Source organism: Nocardioides alpinus (genome assembly GCF_900112035.1).
Classification (GTDB): Bacteria; Actinomycetota; Actinomycetes; order Propionibacteriales; family Nocardioidaceae; genus Nocardioides; species Nocardioides alpinus.
This window is the reverse complement of sequence record NZ_FOKC01000012.1, coordinates 68305-88865: the sequence shown is the minus strand read 5'-3', so window position 1 is coordinate 88865 and position 20561 is coordinate 68305. Positions and strand designations below refer to the sequence as shown.

Here is a 20561-nt window from a genome sequence, read left to right as displayed (position 1 = left end):
GTCCGGATCGAGTTTCTGCCACCCCATCCGCCAACTCACCGGTTGGCGCACCAACTCGTGAGTTGGCGACCTCGGACGCTCGCGGACGCGGACCCCGTCAGCCGAAGGGCAGCGGCTCGGGCGCCAGGCTGACGGCCTTGGCGCGCGCGGCGGTGAGCCGGCGGCGGTGGTGCTGGCGGCAGAGGACCTCGTACGCGACGTCGGCGGGCGGCTCGTCGGCCTGCTCGACGTCGCCGACGACGATCACCTCGCCCTCGACGACCATCGCGCCGTTCTCGGTGCGGGCGTTGTGGGTCGCGCGCTTGCCGCACCAGCAGAGCGCCTCGACCTGGAGCACGTTCATCCGGTCGGCGAGCTCGACCAGCCGGGCGCTGCCCGGGAAGAGGTAGGAGCGGAAGTCGGTGAGGATGCCGAAGGCGAACACGTCGATCTGGAGCTCGTCGACGACCTTGGCGAGCTGGTCGATCTGCTCGGCGGCGTAGAACTGGGCCTCGTCGCAGACCAGGTAGTCGATCCGGCTGCCGCGGGTGAGCGTGTCGACGACGTACTTCCAGAAGTCGAAGTCGCTGTCGACCTCGAGGGCGTCGTGGGTGAGCCCCAGGCGGCTGGAGACCACCGCCTGGCCTGCGCGGTCGTGGGTGGTGAAGATCCGGCCGATGCGACCGCGGGCCGCATGGTTGTGGTTGGTCTGGAGCGCCAGCGTCGACTTGCCGGAGTCCATCGTGCCCGTGAAGAAGTGCAGTTCAGCCATGACTGGGCGATCTTGCCACAGCACCCGACCATTGAGGCGGCTACCGTGCCGGGCATGGACGACGCCAGGGAAGAGGACGACGGCGCCCGGATCGACGCGATCGCCGGCGAGATCGCCGCGGAGCGGCGCCGCCAGGTCACGCGGTGGGGTCGGCAGGACCATCCGTCGATCGGCCCGGCCGGCGCCGAGATCTTCGGGCCCGTCGTGGGTCGCTGGAAGGCGATCAACGACGCACGGATGGAGTCCGGCGCGCACTCGTGGGACGCGATCCTCCTCGAGGAGGTCTTCGAGGCCCTGACCGAGGTCGACCCCGCGCGTCGCCGCGCCGAGCTGGTGCAGGTGGCGGCCGTCGCCGCGGCGGAGATCGAGGCCATCGACCGCTTCGGGGTGCTCCGCCGTGGCCCGCTGGTCAGCCCTGACGAGCTGGCCGCCAACCTCGGGCGCTTCACGGTCCTCGACGTGCGCTACCTCATGGGCGGACCCCCCGGCCGCGAGCAGCACCTGGCCGGCCACGTCGCAGGCGCGGCGTACGTCGACCTCGACACCGACCTCGCCGACCCACCGGGTGAGGGCGGACGGCACCCTCTGCCCGACCCGGCACGGTTCGAGGCCGCGATGCGCCGCGCCGGGGTGCGGGCCGACCGGCCGGTGGTGGTCTACGACGACTGGCAGGGGCGGGCCGCGGCGCGCGCGTGGTGGCTGCTGCGCCACCACGGTCACGACGACGTACGCGTCCTCGACGGCGGGTGGAGCGCCTGGCTGCAGGACGGCCACCCGGTCGAGGCGGGGGAGGTGCGTGCCGCTCCCGGTGACTTCACCGTCGCGGCCACTCCGCAGATGCCCGTGGTGGACGCCGCCGACGTGCTGACCGCCGACGTCCTCATCGACGCCCGCGCACCCGAGCGCTATGCCGGGGAGACCGAGTCGGTCGACCCGGTCGCCGGCCACATCCCCGGCGCGGTCAACGTGCCGACGACCGAGAACCTCGACGAGCGCGGACGCTTCCGGTCGCCCGCGCGGCTGCGGGCGGCGTACGCGCGGGTGGGCGCCGACACCGCCGGATCGGTGGCGGTCTACTGCGGCTCGGGCGTGACGGCCGCGCACGACCTCCTCGCGATGGAGGTGGCCGGCATCCGTGCGGCGCTCTACCCCGGCAGCTGGAGCGGCTGGATCACCGCCCCGGAGCGGCCCGTGGAGCGAGGTTGAGCGTCAGGAGACGGTGACCTCGTCGCCGACCTGGATCCGTCCGCCGGACACCGGCACGAGGTGGACCGCGAAGAGCGTGTCGCCATCCGGTGAACGCCGGTGCCGGGCGAGCGTGCGGATCGGCTCCTTGGCGGTCTCGAGCGTGCGGGGGTCGATCGTGGTCATGACGCAGCGTCCGACGGGCTTGCCCGCACGGAGCTCGACGTCGCCGATGCGCACCCGGGTCCAGCCGTCCTCGGCGAAGGGCACCTCGCCGTCGACGACGACGTTGGGTCGGAACCGGCTCATCGGGAGCGGTGGGGGCACGTCCTCGCCCCGCTCGAGCGCGGTCTCCACGATCCAGTCGTTGAGCCGACCGAGGGAGGCCGTGCTGGCCAGGGTGACGGGGAAGGCGTCGGGGAACGCCGCGTGGTCGCCCGGCTCGGAGACGCCGGGCTGCAGGGAGCGGCGGGTGGGGTCGTCGCACCAGACCAGGCGTACGTCGTGGCCGAGGACCTCACGCAGCCAGGCGTCGGCGCCGGGACCCGCAGGCGTCGCCTCCAGGTGCAGTGAGAACAGGCGGACGGGCAGGCGAGCGGCGACCGGGTGGTCCAGCAGCAGGTCGGGGTGCCCCGGCGCGCGCAGCCGCAGGGCGCGGTCGAGGGTCGCGTCGGTCGCGGGCGTGTCCGCGACGATGGTGAACAGCTCGTGGACCTCCCGCGCCGACACCATGTGACCGTCGGGGTCGACCAGCATCCAGGCACGGTCGTCCGCGAGGCCGCTCGGCGACACCGAGACCGACCGGACGGGCCGGATGGCTCCGGACTTCAGCGGGTGGACGTTGAGGGCGGTGAGCCGCACGTCAGTCGCTCTTGCCGCCGCCGAACATGATCTCGTCCCAGCTCGGCACCGACGCACGACCACGCTTCTTGGCCGGCTTGGCCTTCGGCTCGGAGGCAGCCGGGTCGTCCCGCTCGTGCTCGCGTTCGCGCTCGTGCGAGGCCGACTGGTCGTCGTCGTCCGCAGGTGCGTCGTCGAGATAGGCCTCGACCGGCTGCTCGGTGCCGAGGGACGACCCGCTGATCTCCATCGTGGTCTCGGTCGCGGACTCCTCGTCGGCGACCATCTCGATGGCGTCCTCGCCCAGGGCCAGCTCGTCGTCGGGTGCCGGGCTCAGGCGGCGCCGGCGGGCAGCAGCCAGGTCGTCGGAAGCGGGCTCCTCAGCCGCGACGGGCGCTGCGTCGCCGACCAGCCAGCGGGCGTCCTCGTCGTCGACGGTCACGAAGTTGCCGCGCGGGTCGTGGGAGAAGGTCGCGGCACCGGTGCGGCCCGCGACGTCGTAGAGCCCCGTGAGCGTCCAGCGTCCGTCCTCGCGCCGCCAGGCGTCCCACTCGATGACGTCGGGGTCGATGTTGTGCGAGCGCAGGTGGGCGCCGACCGCCTCGCCGAGGGTGCGGGCACCGGACTCGCTGGCGCGACGGCGTACGGACGCGAGCTGGGCCCGCTGCACCATGTGCGCACGCTCGGCGATGACCGGGGCAGCGAAGGCCATGATCTTCTCGACCGACGTGCCGGCAGCGTGCGCGACCGCCTCGGGGGTCTCGCCTGCACGGATGCGCGCCTGGATGTCGCGGGGGCGGAGGGTTGATTCCATCGGGATCTCCAACTGACCGTTGAGTGTGGGGCCGCTGCCTGTGGACGCACCGGCGAGGGCGCGTCGGAGCCGGGCATCGATCACCAAGGTGTGTTCCTGGCCCGACGCATCCACCAGCAGCAGGCGCTTGCCGTCCCGGCTGCGTCCGGTGAACGTCAGCTGGGCCATGGCCTGGGGGCTCCTGCCTGGGGTGGTCGTCGATGCGCCGGCGGCATCCGGTCCGCCGAGCCTACGCCAGCGTGGAGCCACCGGACCGCTTCGCCTGCGGCGCGCCGGGAGCGTGCTGATCCGGGTGCCATAACCTGTGCGTCGTGCCACTGAACGAGTACGCCACGACCCTGGTCGTGCTCGACCTGGTGGGGATCTTCGTCTTCGCGGTGACCGGTGCGCTGGTGGCGGTGCGCAAGACCCTCGACCTCTTCGCCGCCCTGGTGCTCGCCGTCGTGACCGGCCTCGGTGGCGGCTTCATCCGTGACGTGCTGATCGACGCCACCCCGCCCGCTGCGCTGACCGACTGGCGCTACCTCCTGGTCCCCGTCGCTGCCGGTCTGCTGACCTTCGCGTTCCACCCGACCATCGGCCGCCTCGAGCGCGTGGTCACCCTGTTCGACGCCTTCGGACTGGCGATCTTCTGCGTCACCGGGGCGCTCAAGGCCGTCGACTACGGCCTCGGGCCGCTGCCTGCGGCGCTGCTCGGCATGGTCACCGGCATCGGCGGCGGCGTCCTCCGCGACGTCCTCGCCGGGCGGGTCCCCGTGGTCTTCGAGGGCGCCCTCTACGCCACCCCCGCGCTCGCCGGCGCGGCGGTCGCGGTGGCCCTCGACCGCACCGACCTGCCGCTTGTGGTCGTGGCCGCATCCGGCTTCAGCGTCTGCCTCGGCTGGCGGTTGCTGGCCGCCGTACGCGGGTGGCGGGCGCCGATGCCCAAGGGTCCGGCGAACGTCTGACGCTCCGTGGGAGCGGTGGCGGAGCCACGCTCTGCCGACTCCGAAGGTGGCTGGGCCACCGCCCGTCGGGGGTGGTCGGAGTACGTCAGTCGCCGAGCACCCGGCGGAGGTGGGCGTTGGCGAAGACCCGGTCAGGATCGAGCCGGTCGCGCAGGGCGAGGAAGTCGTCGAAGCGGTCGTACGCCGGCGCGAGGTCGGCGGCGGCACGGGTGTGGACCTTGCCCCAGTGCGGCCGCCCGCCCGCCTCGCGGAGGAGGGGCTCGAGGCCATCGAAGTAGGCCCGGTGGTCGGTGTCCTGCGGCACGTGAAAGGCGAGGTAGAAGCTGTCGCGACCCTGCGCGGTGGACAGCGCGATGTCGTCGGCGGGCGCGGTCCTGATCTCGACGGGGAAGGCGATCCTCCAGTCGCTGGCGTCGATGACGCGGCGGCACTCGCGCAGCACGTCGAGGCCGACCTCGCGCGGGACGGCGTATTCCATCTCCCGGAACCGCACGCGGCGCGGGGACACGAAGACGCGGTGCGCGAGATCGCTGTAACGGCGCTCCGAGAGCGCCCGGCCGGCGATCCGGTTGATCCGCGGCACGAGCCCCGGGGCGCGGGACCCGACCCGGCACAACCCGCCGAAGACGGTGTTGGAGACGAGCTCGTCCTCCCACCAGGCCGCGAGCCGCGACGGTGGCTCCTGCTCGCCGGGCTCGAGGTCGGTGCGGACGTTCTGCTTCACAACGGTCCGGTCGGTGTAGGGGAACCAGTACATGTCGACGTGGTGCGCGCTCGCGACCATCTCGTCGTAGGAGCCGAGCGCGTCGTCCCACGACATCGGCTGCTCGTGCGCCTCGACCACGAAGAGCGGCTCGACGTGGAAGGTGAGGCTGGTCAGGATGCCGAGCGCACCGAGACCGACCCGGGCGAGCTCGAAGACGTCCGGGTTCTCGGTCGCGGAGGCGCGCAGCACCTCACCCGTGCCCGTGACGAGCTCGAGCCCGGCGAGCTGGGCGGCCAGCCCGGCCGCGGTGCCACCGGTGCCGTGGGTGCCGGTGGACGTCGCGCCGGCCAGGGTCTGCTCGTCGATGTCACCCATGTTGTGCAGCGACAGGCCGAGCCGCTCGAGGGCGAGGTTGAGGTCCCTGAGCACCGTGCCCGCCCGGGCCGTCACCGTCATCGCCTCGCGGTCGACCTCGAGGATCCCGGTGAGGGCGTCCGGTCGCAGCAGCGTGTGCTCCGGTGCGGCGATGGCGGTGAAGCTGTGCCCGGTGCCGGTCATCTTCACCGTGGCACCGGCCTCCCGCGTGCGTCGTACGACGTCGACGATCGCCGCGACCGAGGACGGGGTCTCGACGTGCCGCGGGACCGCCTCCTCGAGACCGGACCAGTTGCGCCACTGGTGTCCGTGGAGGGGAGTGGTCATGCCCGAACGGTAGGGGATCTGTGTGCCTCTGTCGTCCATGACGGAGCAACCGCCGGGGATTGGAAGCCAGGTCCTACGCTGGCCCCATGAATCCCCCGGGTGCCACCGACGTGTTGCCGTACGACGCCCTCCTGGTGCTCTCCTTCGGAGGGCCGGAGAAGCCCGAGGACGTGGTGCCGTTCCTCGAGAACGTGACGCGTGGCCGAGGCATCCCGCGCGAGCGCCTCGAGCAGGTGGGGGAGCACTACTTCCTCTTCGGCGGCCGCAGCCCGATCAACGACCAGAACCGCGCGCTGATCGCGGCGGTCGAGAAGGACTTCGCCGAGCAGGGCATCGACCTCCCGGTCTACTTCGGCAACCGCAACTGGGATCCCTACCTCGCCGACACCCTCGCCACCATGAAGGCCGACGGGGTCCGACGGGCGGCGGTCTTCACCACCTCGGCGTACTCGTCGTGGTCGTCGTGCCGGCAGTACCGCGAGAACCTCTTCGACGCGGTCGCCGAGACCCCCGACGCACCGCGCCTCGACAAGCTGCGGCAGTACTACAACCACCCGGGCTTCATCGAGCCCGTGGTGGACGCGGTGCTCGCCGCGCTCGCCGAGCTCCCCGACGAGGGCGACACCGCCCGCCTGGTCTTCGTCACCCACTCGATCCCGACCGAGATGTCCGAGACCAGCGGCTCGACCGACCCGAACGGCCAGCCGCGCGGGGCGTACGTCCGCCAGCACCGCAGCGCGGTCGACGAGGTGGCCCGACGGGTCAAGGAGGCCACCGGCCGCGCCCACCGCCACGACCTCGTCTACTGCTCGCGCTCGGGAGCGCCGTCGACGCCCTGGCTCGAGCCCGACGTCAACGACCACCTCGAGGAGCTGGCCACCGACGGGGTGGGAGGGGTGGTGATGGTCCCGATCGGCTTCGTGTCCGACCACATGGAGGTCATCTACGACCTCGACACCGAGGCGATGGCCACCGCCGAACGCCTCGGCATGCAGGCCGTGCGCGCCGCCTCCGCCGGCGTCGACCCGCGTTTCGTCGCGATGATCCGTGACCTCGTGCTCGAGCGCGCCGCCGCGGAGCGCGGCGAGGCGCCGGAGCGACCGGCCGTCGGCTCGATGCCCGCCGGGCCGGACCTCTGCGGCGCGGGCTGCTGCGCCAACCCGCGCGGACCGCGACCGGCCCTCTGCGGGGTCGACTCGTGAGTGCCTCCGCGCCCGAGCTGCGTGACCTGGCCCGGGCGATCGCGCACGAGGGCGCCAACCTCGCGCGCGAGATGCAGCTCGGCGGCATCGACGTCGCCGACACCAAGACCAGCGTGGTCGACGTGGTCACCGAGGCCGACCGGGCCGTCGAGACACTCATCCGTGAGCGGATCTCCGCGCTGCGCCCTGACGACGCGATCCTGGGCGAGGAGGGCGACGACCTGCCCGGCACGAGCGGCGTCCGCTGGATCGTGGACCCGATCGACGGCACCGTCAACTACCTCTACGGCCTGCCCGACTGTGCGGTGTCCGTCGCGGTGGAGGTCGACGGTGAGGTGGTCGCCGGAGCTGTCGTGACCATCCCGACGGGACTGGAGTACGCCGCCGCGCTGGGGCACGGCTCGACGCGCGACGGCCAGCCGATCGGCGTACGTCGCACGCCGCCGCTGGCCGAGCGACTCGTGCTGACCGGCTTCGGCTACCAACGCGCCGTGCGCGAGCACCAGGCCGGCTGCGTCGCCCGCCTGCTGCCCGAGGTCCGCGACATCCGGCGGATGGGCTCGTGCGCCCTCGACCTGTGCCACGTCGCGGAGGGCAGCGCCGACGGCTACGTCGAGGCCGGCCCGCAGCCGTGGGACCACTCCGCGGGTGGACTGGTCCTGCGCGAGGCAGGCGGCCGGTTCGACCTGCTCGACGGCAAGATGACCCGCGACTCACCCTCGCAGCGCAACGTCGTGGTGGGAGCTCCGGCCGACGGATGGGACACGTTCGTGGAGGCGCTGGGGGCGGCCGGGTTCCTTGCCTGACCTTCTGGCGATCCGTCGGGAATAGGGAGACGTCGCCCACTGTTCAGGCGACACGTTGCGGACCGGCTCACCACTGAACCGGTTCATGGTGCACAATCTGGCGCCGACGACGAGCACAACTCGGTATCAGGTCCGCGCCGCGATCCGGCGGGTCTGGACCACTGCATGGGGAGAGGGAATCGATGGCCACCGACTACGACGCACCGCGCAAGTCCGAGGAGGACCAGAGCGAGGAGAGCATCGAGGAGCTCAAGGCCCGACGCCACGACAAGAACTCGGGCAAGGTCGACGAGGACGAGACCGAGGCGGCCGAGTCCTTCGAGCTTCCCGGCGCCGACCTCTCGCACGAGGAGCTGGCAGTCGAGGTCATGCCGCGGCAGGACGACGAGTTCACGTGCATGAGCTGCTTCCTGGTGCACCACCGGTCGCAGCTCGCGGACGAGAAGAAGCTCATCTGCCGCGACTGCATCTGAGCGCAGCACAGCCGAACGCGCACAGCGCCCGTCCCCTGTCGGGGGCGGGCGCTGTGTCGCGTGGCGCTGCTGCTGGGGTGCTCCGGCTCAGCTCTCGGGGGCGGGGGCGTTCTTGGCGTCCTGGCCGTCCTTCTGGAGCTGCGGCGGCAGGTGACCGGTGGACTTGGCGTAGTAGGTCGCCGCGCGCCGGGTCGCGAGCATCCGCGCGACGCCGATGAGCGTGCCGCTGACGGCCGCCCACATCACGGCCTCGGGGAGGCCCACGTCGGGGTCGGCGGGGTTGGCCGGCGGGTTCTTGCCGGTCGCCGCACGCCATGAGCTGTTGAGCGCCTTCTTCGCCACGGCGGCGGCGCCGATCGCTGCGACGAGGGAGAACGCCGTGTAGAACTTGCTGCTCGAGTTTTCCTGGGAAGCCATGGACCAACCCTACCCAGCGGTCTACGGCGCCCGCGTCGCCTCAAAGGCTGAGACCAGCGCCTCCGGGCGCCGGCAGCTGACGAGCCAGTACGGCGCCGGGTCCGCGGGATCCGTGATGTCCACCCGGACCCCCCGCTTGAGGTAGGGGCGCAGCAGGAGGTAGGCCCGGGCGTCGGCATCGACGCCCGCCTGACGACGTACGCCGTCCGCGTCGAGGGCCGTCACCGCGCCGACGTGCGCGAGCGCGATGTGCGCCCGCCCGGCCCGGAAGGTGCCGCCGTCCACGGCGACCTGCGGCCTGCCGTAGCTGACCATCAGCGCGACCAGGATCGCCAGTCCCACCGCGGCCACCGACCACGCGTAGGCCTCCGGAGCCGCGACCAGCACGGCCAGCCAGAGCGACGCCACCAGCATCGTGCCCTGCACCCACCAACGCAGCGGGACGGTGAGGCGTTCGGCGTAGTCCACGGCGCAGAGCCTATAGATTCAGTCCTCGTGCCCGACCACGACCTCACCCCGGACCCTCCCGCTGACCTCGAGATCGCCGTCGTCCGCCTCGACCCGGACCTGCCGCTGCCGTCGTACGCCCATCCGGGCGACGCCGGCGCCGACCTCCACACCACCGTCGACGTGACCCTCGCCCCGGGGGAGCGGGCCATGGTCCCGACCGGCATCTCGATCGCGCTGCCCGACGGCTACGTCGCATTGGTCCACCCCCGCTCCGGCCTGGCGGCGCGCCACGGCCTGTCGATCGTCAACACGCCCGGCACCGTGGACGCGGGCTACCGCGGAGAGATCAAGGTGCTGCTGATCAACCACGACCCGGTGGAGGCGGTGACGCTGGCGCGCGGGGACCGGATCGCGCAGCTGGTCGTCCAGCGGTTCGAGCGAGCGATGTTCCGGGAGGTGGGGGTGCTCCCCGACTCGTCCCGCGGCGCCGGGGGCTACGGTTCTACTGGCACCGGATCGCGTTCGTGACCCGGTCCACCGATGTCCACCGAAATGGAGTGCTGACGTGAAGTTCCGCCGCAAGGCAGGCGAGTCCACCGACACCGCCGCCGAGAGCGCCGTCGACCCGACGTCGACCCCCGCGGAGTCCGACACGCCGCCCTCGGGGCCGTTCGACGTGTCCCAGGTCGAGGGCGACGGCATCGATCGGGCCGACCTCGGGTCCCTGCTCGTGCCCGCCATCGCCGACCGCGAGCTGCGGCTCCAGGTCGACGAGCCGACCGGGCAGGTCCGGGCCGTGATGCTCGCCGGGTCCGACGGTGCCTGTGAGTTCCAGGCCTTCGCCGCCCCCCGCAACGGCGACCTGTGGGGCGACGTACGGCCCCAGATAGCCGCCGACATGGCCCGCCGCGGTGGCGAGGCCACCGAGCGCGAGGGCCGCTGGGGCACCGAGCTGGTGTGCCAGATGCCGGTCAAGCGTCCCGACGGCACCGAGGCGACCCAGCCCTCGCGCATCATCGGCATCAACGGTGACCGCTGGATGCTGCGGGCCTCGTTCCTCGGGCGCCCGGCGCTCGACCCCGAGAACACCTCGGAGTGGGAGGACGCGCTCGCCCAGGTCGTCGTACGCCGCGGGGAGCAGGCCATGCCCGTCGGCGAGCCGCTGCCGGTGCAGCTGCCCGACGACGCCCGCCGAGTGAGGTGAGTCGTGGGAGAGAAGAGCCGACTGCGTCAGGCGCTGTCGAAGTGGGCGGACAGCTCGGAGGCGCACCAGCGTGACCTGCGCCTGTCCTACACGACCGAGGAGGCCGTGGCGATCGCCGATGCCCCCGAGCGTGAGCAGGTCGTCGTCAGCGGGGTGCTGCGCACAGTGACGCTCCGGCCGCGCGGTGGCGTGCCGGCGCTGGAGGCCGAGCTCGACGACGGGTCCGGCACGATCACCGTGGTGTGGCTCGGTCGCCGCCGGATCAGCGGCGTCGACCCGGGCCGCTCGATCATGGTGGCCGGCTGCATCGGCAGGCAGGGCCACGACGACCACCCGATCATGTTCAACCCGCGCTACGAGCTGCGCCCGTGACCGATCCGACACCGGCCGCGACCTCCGACCGGGTGGAGGCCGAGACGGTCGAGGCCGTGGTGCGCCAGCAGCTCACCAAGGCCCTGGGCGGACGTCGCGGCATGGGCGAGGCCGCGGTCCCCACCATCTTGTTCACCGCCTCGTGGCTGACCCTGCGCGACCTCAACCTCGCCCTGACGATCAGCATCGGCGCCGCGCTGGTGCTCCTCGCGATCCGTCTGGTGCAGCGCTCGACGGTGCAGTTCGTCGTCAACGCGCTCTTCGGCATCGGCATCGGGTGGTACTTCGTCTACCGCTCCGCCGCCGCGGGCGGCTCCGAGCAGGACCAGGCGCTGGCCTACTTCCTGCCCGGCATCCTCTACAACGGCGGGTACGCGATCGTGCTCGCCTTCACCTGCCTCATCGGCTGGCCGCTGGTCGGCTTCATGGTCGGCAGCATCACCGGCGACCCGACCGCGTGGCACTCCGACCGGCAGATCGTGAAGCTGTGCAGTCGCCTCACGTGGCTGCTGGTCGCGCCCTGCATCGTGCGCGTGGCCGTACAGGCACCGATCTGGCTCGCGGGCACGTCCGGGTCGATCGACCCCGACGCCGCGGTCGCCGCGCTCGGGGTGCTGAAGATCGTGCTCGGCTGGCCGCTGCAGCTGGCCGCGCTCGGCTCGATGGTGTGGCTGTTGTCGCGCAACCGCACGCCGGTCGCTCCCGACGCTGCTCCTGCCTGATCCGCCAGTGCGGACCTCTGCCCGCCTGCGTTCGTCCGTCCCCCACCCGCCAACTCACCAGTTGGTCGGCCAACTCACCAGTTGGCAGACGTGGGGGGTGGATCCGTGCTCGCAAGCCCACCCGATCCACCAACTGACGGGTAGGTCTTCCGCCCGTGTCGGGCAGCGGCGGAACGTGGCCAACCCACCGGTTGGTCCGCCAACTCACCAGTTGGCGACGTGGGCGGCGGCGGCGTACGCCCCTCAGCCGGGGTGGCTGCCGGGGGAGAGCAGGCGCTCGAGCTCGGCCTCGACCTCGGCCGGGACCACGAACAGCAGCTCGTCACCCGACTCGAGCGGCTGCTCGGCGTCGGGTGTGTAGACCTGGCCGTCGCGCAGGATCGTGACGAGCGCGCAGTTGTCCGGGAACGGCACCAGGCCGCTCGGCTTGCCGACGAACGGGGAGTCCGCCGACAGCGTCAGCTCGACCAGGTTGGCGTTGCCCTGGCGGAAGGTGAACAGGCGCACGAGGTCGCCGATCGAGACGGCCTCCTCGACCAGCGCGGACATGATGCGCGGGGTGGAGACGTTGACGTCGACGCCCCAGGCCTCGGTGAAGAGCCACTCGTTGTTGGGGTGGTTGACCCGGCCCACCGTGCGCGGCACGCCGAACTCGGTCTTGGCCAGCAGCGAGGTGACGAGGTTGGCCTTGTCGTCTCCGGTGGCGGCGATGACCACGTCGCACTTGCCGAGCTGTGCCTCGGACAGCGAGGACAGCTCGCACGAGTCGGCCAGGAGCCACTCGGCGTTGGGGACCCGTTCGGGGCGGATCGAGGACGGGTTCTTGTCGATGAGGAGGACCTGGTGGCCGTTCTCGATCAGCTCCCGCGCGATCGAGCGACCCACGGCTCCGGCTCCGGCGATGGCGACGCGCATGTGTGCAGTGCTCCTGGCTTCGGTGTCGGATCTGGGTCGGATCTGGGTCGGATGTGGGGGTCGGTCAGTCGTCTTCGGGGCCGGCCTCGAGCACGGCGTAGGCGTGGGCCGCGTGCTCCTCGCGCATGACGAGGTGCAGCATGTCGCCCTCCTGGATCACCGTCTCCCGGGTCGGGAGCATGCCCTCGCCGAGTCGGTCGATCCAGGCGATCCGGCTGCGGGACTGCATCTGGAAGTCGACGGTGCGGTGACCGATCCACTCCTCCGGGACCTGGATGTGGTCCACCCGGATGGTCCCCGAGGGGTCGCGGAAGTCGGGCTCGGCGCCCGCCGGGAGGATCCGGCGGAGGATCTGGTCGGCCGTCCACTTGACCGTCGCGACCGTGGTGATGCCGAGCCGCTGGTAGACCTCGGCGCGACCCGGGTCGTAGATGCGGGCGACGACCTGCTGGATGCCGAAGGTCTCGCGTGCGACGCGGGCGGCGATGATGTTGGAGTTGTCACCGCTCGACACTGCCGCGAAGGCGTCCGCCCGCCGGATGCCTGCCTTCTCCAGCACCTGCTGGTCGAAGCCGTAGCCGGTGATCTTGTCGCCGTTGAACTCAGGACCCAGACGCCGGAAGGAGTCGGGTTCGCTGTCGATGACGGACACCGTGTGGTTGCGGTCCTCGAGGCTGCGGGCGAGCGTCGAACCGACGCGGCCACAGCCCATGATCACGACGTGCACACCCGAACCGTAGCCCAGCGCGGAGATCGGCGTGCGCGCGACTACGCTCTCGCACGTGAGTGTCGGCGATGTGTCCAAGCGGATCCTGCTGGGTCGCAAGCTGCGGAGCAGCCAGCTGGGGGAGACCCTGCTGCCCAAGCGCATCGCCCTGCCCGTCTTCGCGAGCGACGCGTTGTCGTCGGTGGCCTACGCCCCTGACGAGATCTTCATCATGCTCGCCATCGCCGGCACGTCGACGTACGTCTGGTCGTGGAAGATCGGGCTCGTCGTCGCGCTGGTGATGCTCACCGTGGTCGCGAGCTACCGGCAGACCGTGCACGCCTACCCCTCGGGTGGCGGGGACTACGAGGTCGCGACGGTCAACCTCGGTCGCAACGCCGGGATCACCGTGGCCAGCGCCCTCATCGTCGACTACGTCCTCACGGTGGCGGTGTCGATCTCGTCCGCCGCCCAGTACGCCGCCGGCGCGATCCCGCCGCTCATCGGCCACGAGGCGACGGTCGGCGTGGTGGCCGTGGCGATCCTCACCGCGATGAACCTGCGCGGGGTGCGGGAGTCGGGCGGCTTCTTCGCCGTGCCGACCTACCTCTTCATGGTCGCGATCCTCGGCATGTGCGCCTACGGCCTGCTGCGGCTCCTGGCCGGCGACCTCCCGCAGGCGGAGAGCGCCGGACTCACGATCCAGCCCTCGCCCGGGTGGGAGGAGCCGCTGACGCAGGTCGGGCTGATGTTCCTGCTGGCGCGCGCGTTCTCCTCGGGCTGTGCGGCCCTCACCGGCGTCGAGGCGATCAGCAACGGCGTACCCGCCTTCCGCAAGCCCAAGAGCCGCAACGCGGCGACCACCCTCCTCCTGCTGGCCCTGATCGCCATCACGATGATGATGAGCGTCATCGTGCTCGCCAAGCAGATGACCATCCGCTACGTCGACCCCCACGAGCTCGACCGGTTGCGCAGCGCCGGGGGAGGCGCAGTGCCCGCGGACTACGACCAGCACCCCGTGATCGCGCAGATCGCGGCGGGCGTGTTCGACCACTTCTCGCCGGGCTTCTACTTCGTCATCACCGTCACCGGCATCATCCTCGTGCTGGCCGCCAACACCGCCTTCAACGGCTTCCCGGTGCTGGGCTCGATCCTCGCCCAGGACGGCCTCGCGCCCCGGTCGCTCGGGTCCCGCGGAGACCGGCTGGCCTACAGCAACGGCATCGTCTTCCTGGCGGCCATGTCGATGCTGCTGATCTGGGTCTTCGACGCCGAGACGACCAAGCTGATCCAGCTCTACATCGTCGGTGTCTTCGTCTCCTTCAACCTCAGCCAGCTCGGCATGATCCGCCACTGGACGCGACACCTGAGGACCGAGACCGACCCGGCCAACCGGCGCCGGATGATGCGCTCGCGGGCGATCAACACCTTCGGCCTCGGGATGACGGCCGTGGTGCTGGTGATCGTGCTGCTCACCAAGTTCCTTGCCGGCGCCTGGATCACGATCCTGGCGATGGGCTTCTTCTTCCTCCTGATGCAGGCGATCGGGCGCCACTACGCCCGTGTCGAGCTCGAGCTCGCCGCCGACGAGCAGGACAAGGTGATGCCGACCCGCGTCCACGCGATCGTGCTCGCCTCCAAGCTGCACAAGCCCACCCTGCGCGCACTCGCCTTCGCCCGAGCCACCCGTCCCAACGTGCTCGAGGCGATCTACGTCAGCATCGACTCCAAGGCGACCACGCGTCTGATGGAGGAGTGGGACGAGCGCCACCTCGACATCCCGCTCAAGGTGCTGCACTCGCCCTACCGCGAGGTGGTCCGCCCGGTCGTGGAGTACACCCAGGAGATCCGCCGCGCCAGCCCGCGCGGGGTCGTCGCGGTCTACATCCCGGAGTACGTCGTCGGGCGCTGGTGGGAGCAGCTGCTCCACAACCAGACCGCCCTCCGGCTCAAGGGTCGGCTGCTCTTCACCCCCGGTGTCATGGTCATCTCCGTGCCCTACCAGCTGCGGTCGTCGCTGGTCGCCGCGGAGCGCGAGAAGCGCGACGAGGAGCGGGTGCACGCGGGCGACCTCCGTCGCGGTCGCGTCGCCGCACCGGAGCCCGGCCGACAGGTGGACGACCTGTGAGCACCCCAGGGGACCCCGCATGAGCCGGCGTACGGCACGCCCCCGCCAGGCGCGCGGCCGATCGCGGGTCGGGGAGCGCTTCGAGGCCGAGGTCGGCCCGGTCGCCCACGGCGGCCACTGCGTCGCCCGCCTGCCCGAGCCGGAGTCGCGCGTGGTCTTCGTCCGCCACGCCCTCCCCGGCGAGCGCGTGGTCGTCGAGATCACCGAGGGCACCGACGGCGACCGGTTCTGGCGCGGTGACGCCGTCTCGGTGACGGCGCCCTCGCCTGACCGCGTGCCGGCGCCGTGTCCTGTCGCAGGCCCGGGGTTGTGCGGGGGCTGCGACTTCCAGCACGTGGCCGTGCCCGCCCAGCGCGAGCTCAAGACCGCCGTGGTGCGCGAGCAGCTGGTCCGGCTGGGGCGACTGCCCGCCGACGCCGACCTCGTCACCGGCCTGCAGGTCGAGGGCGTGCCGGTCGCCGGCCGTCCCGACGACGGCCTGCGGTGGCGCACGCGCCAGCGCTACGCCGTGCTCCCGGACGGCCGACCGGCGATGCGCGCCCACCGGTCGCACCACCTGGTGCCGCTGGACGACTGCCTGATCGCGACGGAGGAGGCCCGTCCCGCGCCGGCCGGCGGCTCTGTGGTCGAGGAGGGCGCCGAGCGCGAGCTGCTGGTCGGGGAGGGCGCCCAGCGCCCCTCGGGAGACCCGGTGATCCACGAGGTCGTCGCTGCGGGCCGGTCCCACCCCTTCACTGCGGCTGCGGACGGTTTCTGGCAGGTCCACCCCGAAGCACCGCGGGTACTGGTCGAGACGGTCCTCGACCTGCTGCAGCCGCAGCCGGGGGAGCGTGCGCTGGACCTCTACGCCGGGGTCGGGCTCTTCGGTCGCTTCGTCGGCGAGGCGACAGGCTCGCGCGTCGTCGCGGTCGAGGCCGACCGCACGGCGTGCCAGCACGCACGCGCCAACCTCTCCGCCCTCGAGGCAGCCGTCGTCGAGTGCGGACCCACGGACCGGGTGCTGAAGGCCGGCTTCGACGAGCCGTTCGACCTCGTGGTCCTCGACCCGCCGCGTGAAGGTGCGAAGCGGGCCGTGGTCGAGCAGGTCGTCGATCGCCGTCCCCGCGCCGTGGCGTACGTCGCCTGTGACCCCGCGGCACTGGGCCGTGACGTGGCGATCTTCGCCGAGCACGGCTACGAGCTCACCGCGATCCGCGCCTTCGACCTCTTCCCGATGACCCACCACGTGGAGTGCGTCGCCCTGCTCGAGCCGCGCCGCTGAGGGTTGTCCCGCGCCGTGACGCGGGGCAGGGTGGCGGCATGGCCGCCTACGCCGTCAACGACGCCGCCGTCGCCCGTGCGCGCCGGCTGATCGAGGCGAAGCAGTACGTCCTGGACAGCGACTGGGGCGAGAGCCAGCCCGACGCCGAGGCGCAGAACGCCTACCTCGACAAGCACTCGTGGGAGGACTACGGCGCGTGGCACCTCGGACTCACCGAGGGCGCCAACGACGAGACCAAGGCCCGTCACGCGTTCGGCTACGGCGACTTCCGACGCGTCCACCGCAGTGGCCTGATCGCCTGCGTCTACCGCGCCTCCGAGTGGCGGCACAAGAAGGTGGAGCTCGCGGCGCACGCACTCCTGCAGCGGCTGGACGAGGTCGCGGGGATCGGCCAGGACTGAGGACGGTTGCGCGGTCTCAGGACCGGTCGCAGCAGGCGCTCAGCGCCCTCAGCGCCCTCAGCGCATGCTCGCGCTCCGTGGCGTCGACGACCGCCCAGCCACCCTGCTCGGCCAGGTCGAGCAGCTGCCGGCGCCCCTCGAGGACCAGGTCGTCGCCGCCGCGCTCCTCGATGATCCTCGAGATGACCGCACTGACCGGCGTGAGCTCGCGGGCGTGGAGCCGCTCGAGGAGCAGGTCGGGCTCGACCGTCAGCACCACAGCGACGTACGCCGCCCCCGCCTCCGTCGCTACCGCCTCGAACCGGTCCACCTGCGCCGGCGTGACGATCAGCTGGGGGAGCACGACGTCGCGCCCGGAGGCCAGGTAGGCGGTGATGAGCGCGAGCGCCGAGGCGCGTACGGCCTCTCCGGTGCCGACGAAGTCGTCCTCCCAGCCCGAGACCCAGGAGCGCAGGTCGTCGATGTCGCACACGAGCGTGCCCGGGCGGGCCGCGGCGTGGGCGCGCGCGAGGGTCGACTTGCCGACGCCCGAGGGGCCGTTGAGGTGGAGGAGGGTGGGCACCGAGCGAGGGTAGACCGCGGTGTGCGCGGCCCCCGAGCGGCTCGGCGGGGGGCAGGTGGGGGAGATGTGCGGAGTTTTGCGGGGTTGGGGTGTCGCAACGGCCGATCCGCGCATGAGTCACCGCTGGAGCGGGGACTCATGCAGAGGGTCCTTGAACTCGCCCCTTGACATCGTGTATCTTGACGTCGAGATATTACGCGAACCGAACTTAGGGTCGCCTTCCTTCCCGTCCTTCTCCCTCCGACGGCAAGATGGGCACGAACCCGCGAACTCCCGAGGAGATGTGGCTGATGGCCAGTCAGGACAGCTTCGGTGCCAAGAGCACCCTGGACGTGGACGGCAAGTCCTACGAGATCTATCGCCTCGACGCGGTGAAGGGTGAGGGACTCGATGTCGAGAACCTGCCCTTCTCGCTGAAGGTGCTCCTCGAGAACCTGCTCCGCACCGAGGACGGCGGCGACATCACCGCCGACCACATCAAGGCGATCGCCGGTTGGGACGCCAACGCGAACCCCGACCAGGAGATCCAGTTCACGCCGGCGCGCGTGATCATGCAGGACTTCACCGGCGTCCCCTGCGTCGTCGACCTCGCCACCATGCGCGAGGCGATGGCCGAGCTCGGCGGCGACGCCACCAAGATCAACCCGCTCGCGCCCGCCGAGATGGTCATCGACCACTCGGTGATCGCCGACGTCTTCGGCACGCCGGAGGCGTTCGAGCGCAACGTCGAGATCGAGTACGAGCGCAACCGCGAGCGCTACCAGTTCCTCCGCTGGGGCCAGGGCGCCTTCGACGACTTCAAGGTCGTCCCGCCCGGCACCGGCATCGTGCACCAGGTCAACATCGAGCACCTCGCCCGCGTCGTGATGACGCGCGAGACCGCCGAGGGCACCCTCGCCGCCTACCCCGACACGTGCGTCGGCACCGACTCGCACACCACGATGGTCAACGGCATCGGCGTCGTCGGCTGGGGCGTCGGCGGCATCGAGGCCGAGGCCGCGATGCTCGGTCAGCCCGTGTCAATGCTGATCCCGCGCGTCGTCGGCTTCAAGCTGTCCGGCGAGCTCCCCGAGGGCTCCACGGCCACTGACCTCGTGCTCACGATCACCGAGATGCTCCGCGAGCACGGTGTCGTCGGCAAGTTCGTCGAGTTCTACGGCGAGGGCGTCTCGGCGCTGCCCCTGGCCAACCGCGCCACGATCGGCAACATGAGCCCGGAGTTCGGCTCGACCATCGCGGTCTTCCCGATCGACGAGCAGACCATCGACTACCTCCGCCTCACCGGTCGCCCGGAGGAGCAGCTCGCGCTCGTCGAGGCGTACGCCAAGGAGCAGGGCCTCTGGCACGACCCGAGCGCCGAGCCCCGCTACAGCGAGCGCCTCGAGCTCGACGTCTCCACCGTCGTCCCGTCGCTCGCCGGCCCGAAGCGCCCGCAGGACCGTGTCGAGGTCACCCAGGCCCAGGAGAGCTTCCAGAAGGCGCTCGAGGACTACACCGAGGACAAGGCCGCGAAGGCGACCGTCACCCTCGACGGCCAGGACTACGAGATCGGTCACGGTGCGGTCACCATCGCGGCCATCACGTCGTGCACCAACACCTCCAACCCGAGCGTGATGATCGGCGCGGCGCTGCTCGCCAAGAACGCCGTCGAGAAGGGCCTGTCCCGCAAGCCGTGGGTCAAGACCACGCTGGCGCCCGGCTCCAAGGTCGTCTCGGACTACTACGAGCGCTCGGGCCTGACGCCCTACCTCGACAAGCTGGGGTTCAACCTCGTCGGCTACGGCTGCACGACGTGCATCGGCAACTCGGGCCCGCTCATCCCCGAGGTCAGCGCCGCCGTCAACGAGGCCGACCTTGCGGTCACCTCGGTGCTGTCGGGCAACCGCAACTTCGAGGGTCGGATCAACCCCGACATCAAGATGAACTACCTCGCGTCCCCGCCGCTCGTCGTCGCCTACGCGCTCGCCGGGTCGATGGACCTCGACCTGTTCAACGACGCCCTGGGCCAGGACCAGGACGGCAACGACGTCTTCCTCAAGGACATCTGGCCGAGCCCGGCCGAGATCGAGAAGACGATCGCGATGGCGATCAACTCGGAGATGTTCAACGAGTCCTACAAGGACGTCTTCGCCGGTGACGAGCGCTGGCAGTCGCTCCCCACCCCGGAGGGCAACACCTTCGAGTGGGACGAGAGCTCGACCTACGTCCGTCGTGCGCCCTACTTCGACGGCATGCCCGACGAGCCGGAGCCGGTCACCGACATCGTCGGCGCCCGCGTCCTGCTCAAGCTCGGTGACTCGGTCACCACCGACCACATCAGCCCGGCCGGCGCCATCAAGAAGGACAGCCCGGCGGGCCGCTACCTCGCCGAGCACGGCGTCGAGCAGCGTGACTTCAACTCCTACGGCTCGCGCCGCGGCAACCACGAGGTCATGATCCGGGGCACGTTCGCCAACATCCGGCTGCGCAACCAGCTGGCCCCCGGCACCGAGGGTGGCGTGACGCGCGACTTCACCGCTGACGGCGAGGTCACCAGCGTCTTCGAGGCGAGCGAGCACTACATCGCCGCGGGCACCCCGCTGGTGGTGCTGGCCGGCAAGGAGTACGGCTCCGGCTCGTCGCGCGACTGGGCGGCCAAGGGCACCGCGCTGCTGGGCGTCAAGGCCGTCATCGCCGAGTCCTACGAGCGCATCCACCGCTCGAACCTGATCGGCATGGGCGTCATCCCGCTGCAGTTCCCGGCGGGCAAGACGGCCGACGACCTGGGCCTGACCGGTGCCGAGATCATCAGCATCTCCGGCATCACCGCGCTCAACGACGGCTCCACGCCCACGACCGTCACGGTCAAGGTCGAGCCGGCTCCCGGCACCGACCAGTCCTTCGGCGAGACCAGCGAGTTCGAGGCCACCGTGCGGATCGACACCCCGGGCGAGGCCAACTACTACCGCAACGGCGGGATCATGCAGTACGTCCTGCGCAACCTGCTCAAGGCCTGAC

Annotated in this window: 22 protein-coding genes; 13 read left to right on the top strand and 9 right to left on the bottom strand. The window is 71.4% G+C overall.

Translation table 11 applies throughout. From position 1 onward, the window contains the following. Window positions 1–97: 97 nt before the first annotated feature. A complete protein-coding gene (locus BM127_RS18880; RefSeq protein ID WP_091201156.1) occupies window positions 98–751 on the bottom strand; it encodes a thymidine kinase in 654 nt (217 codons plus the stop codon). 54 nt (window positions 752–805) lie between these two features. On the opposite strand from BM127_RS18880, the gene BM127_RS18875 reads away from it, so the two are divergent. Next, window positions 806–1957 (top strand): sulfurtransferase, encoded by a 1152-nt coding sequence (locus BM127_RS18875; protein WP_308249286.1) that lies wholly within the window; start codon window positions 806–808, stop codon window positions 1955–1957. A gap of 3 nt (window positions 1958–1960) precedes the next feature. Here BM127_RS18875 and BM127_RS18870 read toward each other — a convergent pair whose 3' ends face one another. Both BM127_RS18870 and sepH read right to left on the bottom strand, forming a co-directional pair. Further along, on the bottom strand, window positions 1961–2797 hold the full coding sequence (locus BM127_RS18870; protein WP_198554338.1) for an MOSC domain-containing protein: 837 nt from the start codon (window positions 2795–2797) through the stop codon (window positions 1961–1963). A gap of 1 nt (window position 2798) precedes the next feature. After that, window positions 2799–3758 carry a septation protein SepH gene (gene sepH / locus BM127_RS18865; protein WP_091201154.1) on the bottom strand — a complete coding sequence of 320 codons (960 nt, stop codon included), beginning with the start codon at window positions 3756–3758 and terminating at the stop codon, window positions 2799–2801. A 143-nt stretch (window positions 3759–3901) separates the two neighbouring features. On the opposite strand from sepH, the gene BM127_RS18860 reads away from it, so the two are divergent. After that, window positions 3902–4537 (top strand): trimeric intracellular cation channel family protein, encoded by a 636-nt coding sequence (locus tag BM127_RS18860; protein WP_091201152.1) that lies wholly within the window; start codon window positions 3902–3904, stop codon window positions 4535–4537. A gap of 85 nt (window positions 4538–4622) precedes the next feature. Here BM127_RS18860 and BM127_RS18855 read toward each other — a convergent pair whose 3' ends face one another. Next, the gene (locus BM127_RS18855) at window positions 4623–5945 is read right to left on the bottom strand and encodes a D-arabinono-1,4-lactone oxidase (protein ID WP_091201150.1); all 1323 of its coding nucleotides are present in this window, start codon (window positions 5943–5945) and stop codon (window positions 4623–4625) included. 86 nt (window positions 5946–6031) lie between these two features. Between BM127_RS18855 and BM127_RS18850 the strand changes: the two genes are divergently transcribed. The 3 genes from BM127_RS18850 to BM127_RS18840 all read left to right on the top strand — a co-directional run bounded on the left by BM127_RS18850 (window position 6032) and on the right by BM127_RS18840 (window position 8426). Beyond that, window positions 6032–7147, top strand: a complete 1116-nt coding sequence (locus BM127_RS18850) for a ferrochelatase (protein ID WP_091201148.1) — start codon at window positions 6032–6034, stop codon at window positions 7145–7147. Then, entirely contained in the window at window positions 7144–7953 is an 810-nt protein-coding gene (locus tag BM127_RS18845; protein WP_231263257.1) for an inositol monophosphatase family protein, read from the top strand. Before BM127_RS18850 ends, BM127_RS18845 begins: the two co-directional genes overlap by 4 nt. A gap of 182 nt (window positions 7954–8135) precedes the next feature. Further along, a complete protein-coding gene (locus BM127_RS18840) occupies window positions 8136–8426 on the top strand; it encodes a DUF4193 domain-containing protein (RefSeq protein ID WP_056600397.1) in 291 nt (96 codons plus the stop codon). Window positions 8427–8513: 87 nt separating this feature from the next. On the opposite strand, the gene BM127_RS18835 is transcribed toward BM127_RS18840, so the two are convergent. After that, window positions 8514–8843, bottom strand: coding sequence for a DUF4235 domain-containing protein (locus tag BM127_RS18835; RefSeq protein WP_091201146.1), 330 nt, complete (start codon window positions 8841–8843; stop codon window positions 8514–8516). Between the two features lie 21 nt (window positions 8844–8864). Next, window positions 8865–9311 carry a DUF3093 domain-containing protein gene (locus tag BM127_RS18830; RefSeq protein ID WP_091201140.1) on the bottom strand — a complete coding sequence of 149 codons (447 nt, stop codon included), beginning with the start codon at window positions 9309–9311 and terminating at the stop codon, window positions 8865–8867. A 27-nt stretch (window positions 9312–9338) separates the two neighbouring features. Here BM127_RS18830 and dut point away from each other — a divergent pair, with 27 nt between their 5' ends. From dut to BM127_RS18810, 4 genes are read left to right on the top strand one after another with little or no spacing between them, the layout of a single operon-like run. Continuing rightward, complete coding sequence (gene dut, locus BM127_RS18825; protein WP_198554339.1) at window positions 9339–9821, top strand: dUTP diphosphatase; 483 nt, start codon at window positions 9339–9341, stop codon at window positions 9819–9821. Window positions 9822–9858: 37 nt separating this feature from the next. Further along, window positions 9859–10497, top strand: a complete 639-nt coding sequence (locus BM127_RS18820; protein ID WP_091201137.1) for a DUF3710 domain-containing protein — start codon at window positions 9859–9861, stop codon at window positions 10495–10497. A 3-nt stretch (window positions 10498–10500) separates the two neighbouring features. Then, window positions 10501–10869 (top strand): OB-fold nucleic acid binding domain-containing protein, encoded by a 369-nt coding sequence (locus BM127_RS18815; RefSeq protein WP_091201135.1) that lies wholly within the window; start codon window positions 10501–10503, stop codon window positions 10867–10869. Next, entirely contained in the window at window positions 10866–11591 is a 726-nt protein-coding gene (locus BM127_RS18810; RefSeq protein WP_231263258.1) for a DUF3159 domain-containing protein, read from the top strand. Before BM127_RS18815 ends, BM127_RS18810 begins: the two co-directional genes overlap by 4 nt. Before the next feature lie 243 nt (window positions 11592–11834). Here the strand turns inward: BM127_RS18810 and BM127_RS18805 are convergent, their stop codons facing one another. After that, window positions 11835–12506 carry a potassium channel family protein gene (locus tag BM127_RS18805; protein ID WP_091201133.1) on the bottom strand — a complete coding sequence of 224 codons (672 nt, stop codon included), beginning with the start codon at window positions 12504–12506 and terminating at the stop codon, window positions 11835–11837. Between the two features lie 64 nt (window positions 12507–12570). After that, window positions 12571–13233, bottom strand: coding sequence for a potassium channel family protein (locus tag BM127_RS18800; RefSeq protein ID WP_091201131.1), 663 nt, complete (start codon window positions 13231–13233; stop codon window positions 12571–12573). A gap of 55 nt (window positions 13234–13288) precedes the next feature. Here BM127_RS18800 and BM127_RS18795 point away from each other — a divergent pair, with 55 nt between their 5' ends. From BM127_RS18795 to BM127_RS18785, 3 genes are read left to right on the top strand one after another with little or no spacing between them, the layout of a single operon-like run. Beyond that, window positions 13289–15340 carry an APC family permease gene (locus BM127_RS18795; RefSeq protein ID WP_091201129.1) on the top strand — a complete coding sequence of 684 codons (2052 nt, stop codon included), beginning with the start codon at window positions 13289–13291 and terminating at the stop codon, window positions 15338–15340. A 19-nt stretch (window positions 15341–15359) separates the two neighbouring features. Continuing rightward, window positions 15360–16601 (top strand): class I SAM-dependent RNA methyltransferase, encoded by a 1242-nt coding sequence (locus tag BM127_RS18790; RefSeq protein WP_091201127.1) that lies wholly within the window; start codon window positions 15360–15362, stop codon window positions 16599–16601. 38 nt (window positions 16602–16639) lie between these two features. Then, the gene (locus BM127_RS18785) at window positions 16640–17002 is read left to right on the top strand and encodes a hypothetical protein (protein WP_091201125.1); all 363 of its coding nucleotides are present in this window, start codon (window positions 16640–16642) and stop codon (window positions 17000–17002) included. Window positions 17003–17018: 16 nt separating this feature from the next. Here BM127_RS18785 and BM127_RS18780 read toward each other — a convergent pair whose 3' ends face one another. Continuing rightward, entirely contained in the window at window positions 17019–17564 is a 546-nt protein-coding gene (locus BM127_RS18780; protein WP_157829580.1) for an ATP-binding protein, read from the bottom strand. Between the two features lie 290 nt (window positions 17565–17854). Here BM127_RS18780 and acnA point away from each other — a divergent pair, with 290 nt between their 5' ends. Continuing rightward, window positions 17855–20560 carry an aconitate hydratase AcnA gene (gene acnA / locus BM127_RS18775; protein WP_091201121.1) on the top strand — a complete coding sequence of 902 codons (2706 nt, stop codon included), beginning with the start codon at window positions 17855–17857 and terminating at the stop codon, window positions 20558–20560. Window position 20561: the final 1 nt, after the last annotated feature.

Excerpts from the sequence above, each read along its gene's own strand:
- BM127_RS18850 (WP_091201148.1), top strand. The coding sequence starts at position 6,032 with ATGAATCCCCCGGGTGCCACCGACGTGTTGCCGTACGACGCCCTCCTG.
- BM127_RS18875 (WP_308249286.1), top strand. The coding sequence starts at position 806 with ATGGACGACGCCAGGGAAGAGGACGACGGCGCCCGGATCGACGCGATC.
- sepH (WP_091201154.1), bottom strand. The coding sequence starts at position 3,758 with ATGGCCCAGCTGACGTTCACCGGACGCAGCCGGGACGGCAAGCGCCTG.
- BM127_RS18805 (WP_091201133.1), bottom strand. The coding sequence starts at position 12,506 with ATGCGCGTCGCCATCGCCGGAGCCGGAGCCGTGGGTCGCTCGATCGCG.
- BM127_RS18855 (WP_091201150.1), bottom strand. The coding sequence starts at position 5,945 with ATGACCACTCCCCTCCACGGACACCAGTGGCGCAACTGGTCCGGTCTC.
- BM127_RS18840 (WP_056600397.1), top strand. The coding sequence starts at position 8,136 with ATGGCCACCGACTACGACGCACCGCGCAAGTCCGAGGAGGACCAGAGC.
- BM127_RS18880 (WP_091201156.1), bottom strand. The coding sequence starts at position 751 with ATGGCTGAACTGCACTTCTTCACGGGCACGATGGACTCCGGCAAGTCG.
- BM127_RS18785 (WP_091201125.1), top strand. The coding sequence starts at position 16,640 with ATGGCCGCCTACGCCGTCAACGACGCCGCCGTCGCCCGTGCGCGCCGG.
- BM127_RS18835 (WP_091201146.1), bottom strand. The coding sequence starts at position 8,843 with ATGGCTTCCCAGGAAAACTCGAGCAGCAAGTTCTACACGGCGTTCTCC.
- BM127_RS18790 (WP_091201127.1), top strand. The coding sequence starts at position 15,360 with ATGAGCCGGCGTACGGCACGCCCCCGCCAGGCGCGCGGCCGATCGCGG.
- acnA (WP_091201121.1), top strand. The coding sequence starts at position 17,855 with ATGGCCAGTCAGGACAGCTTCGGTGCCAAGAGCACCCTGGACGTGGAC.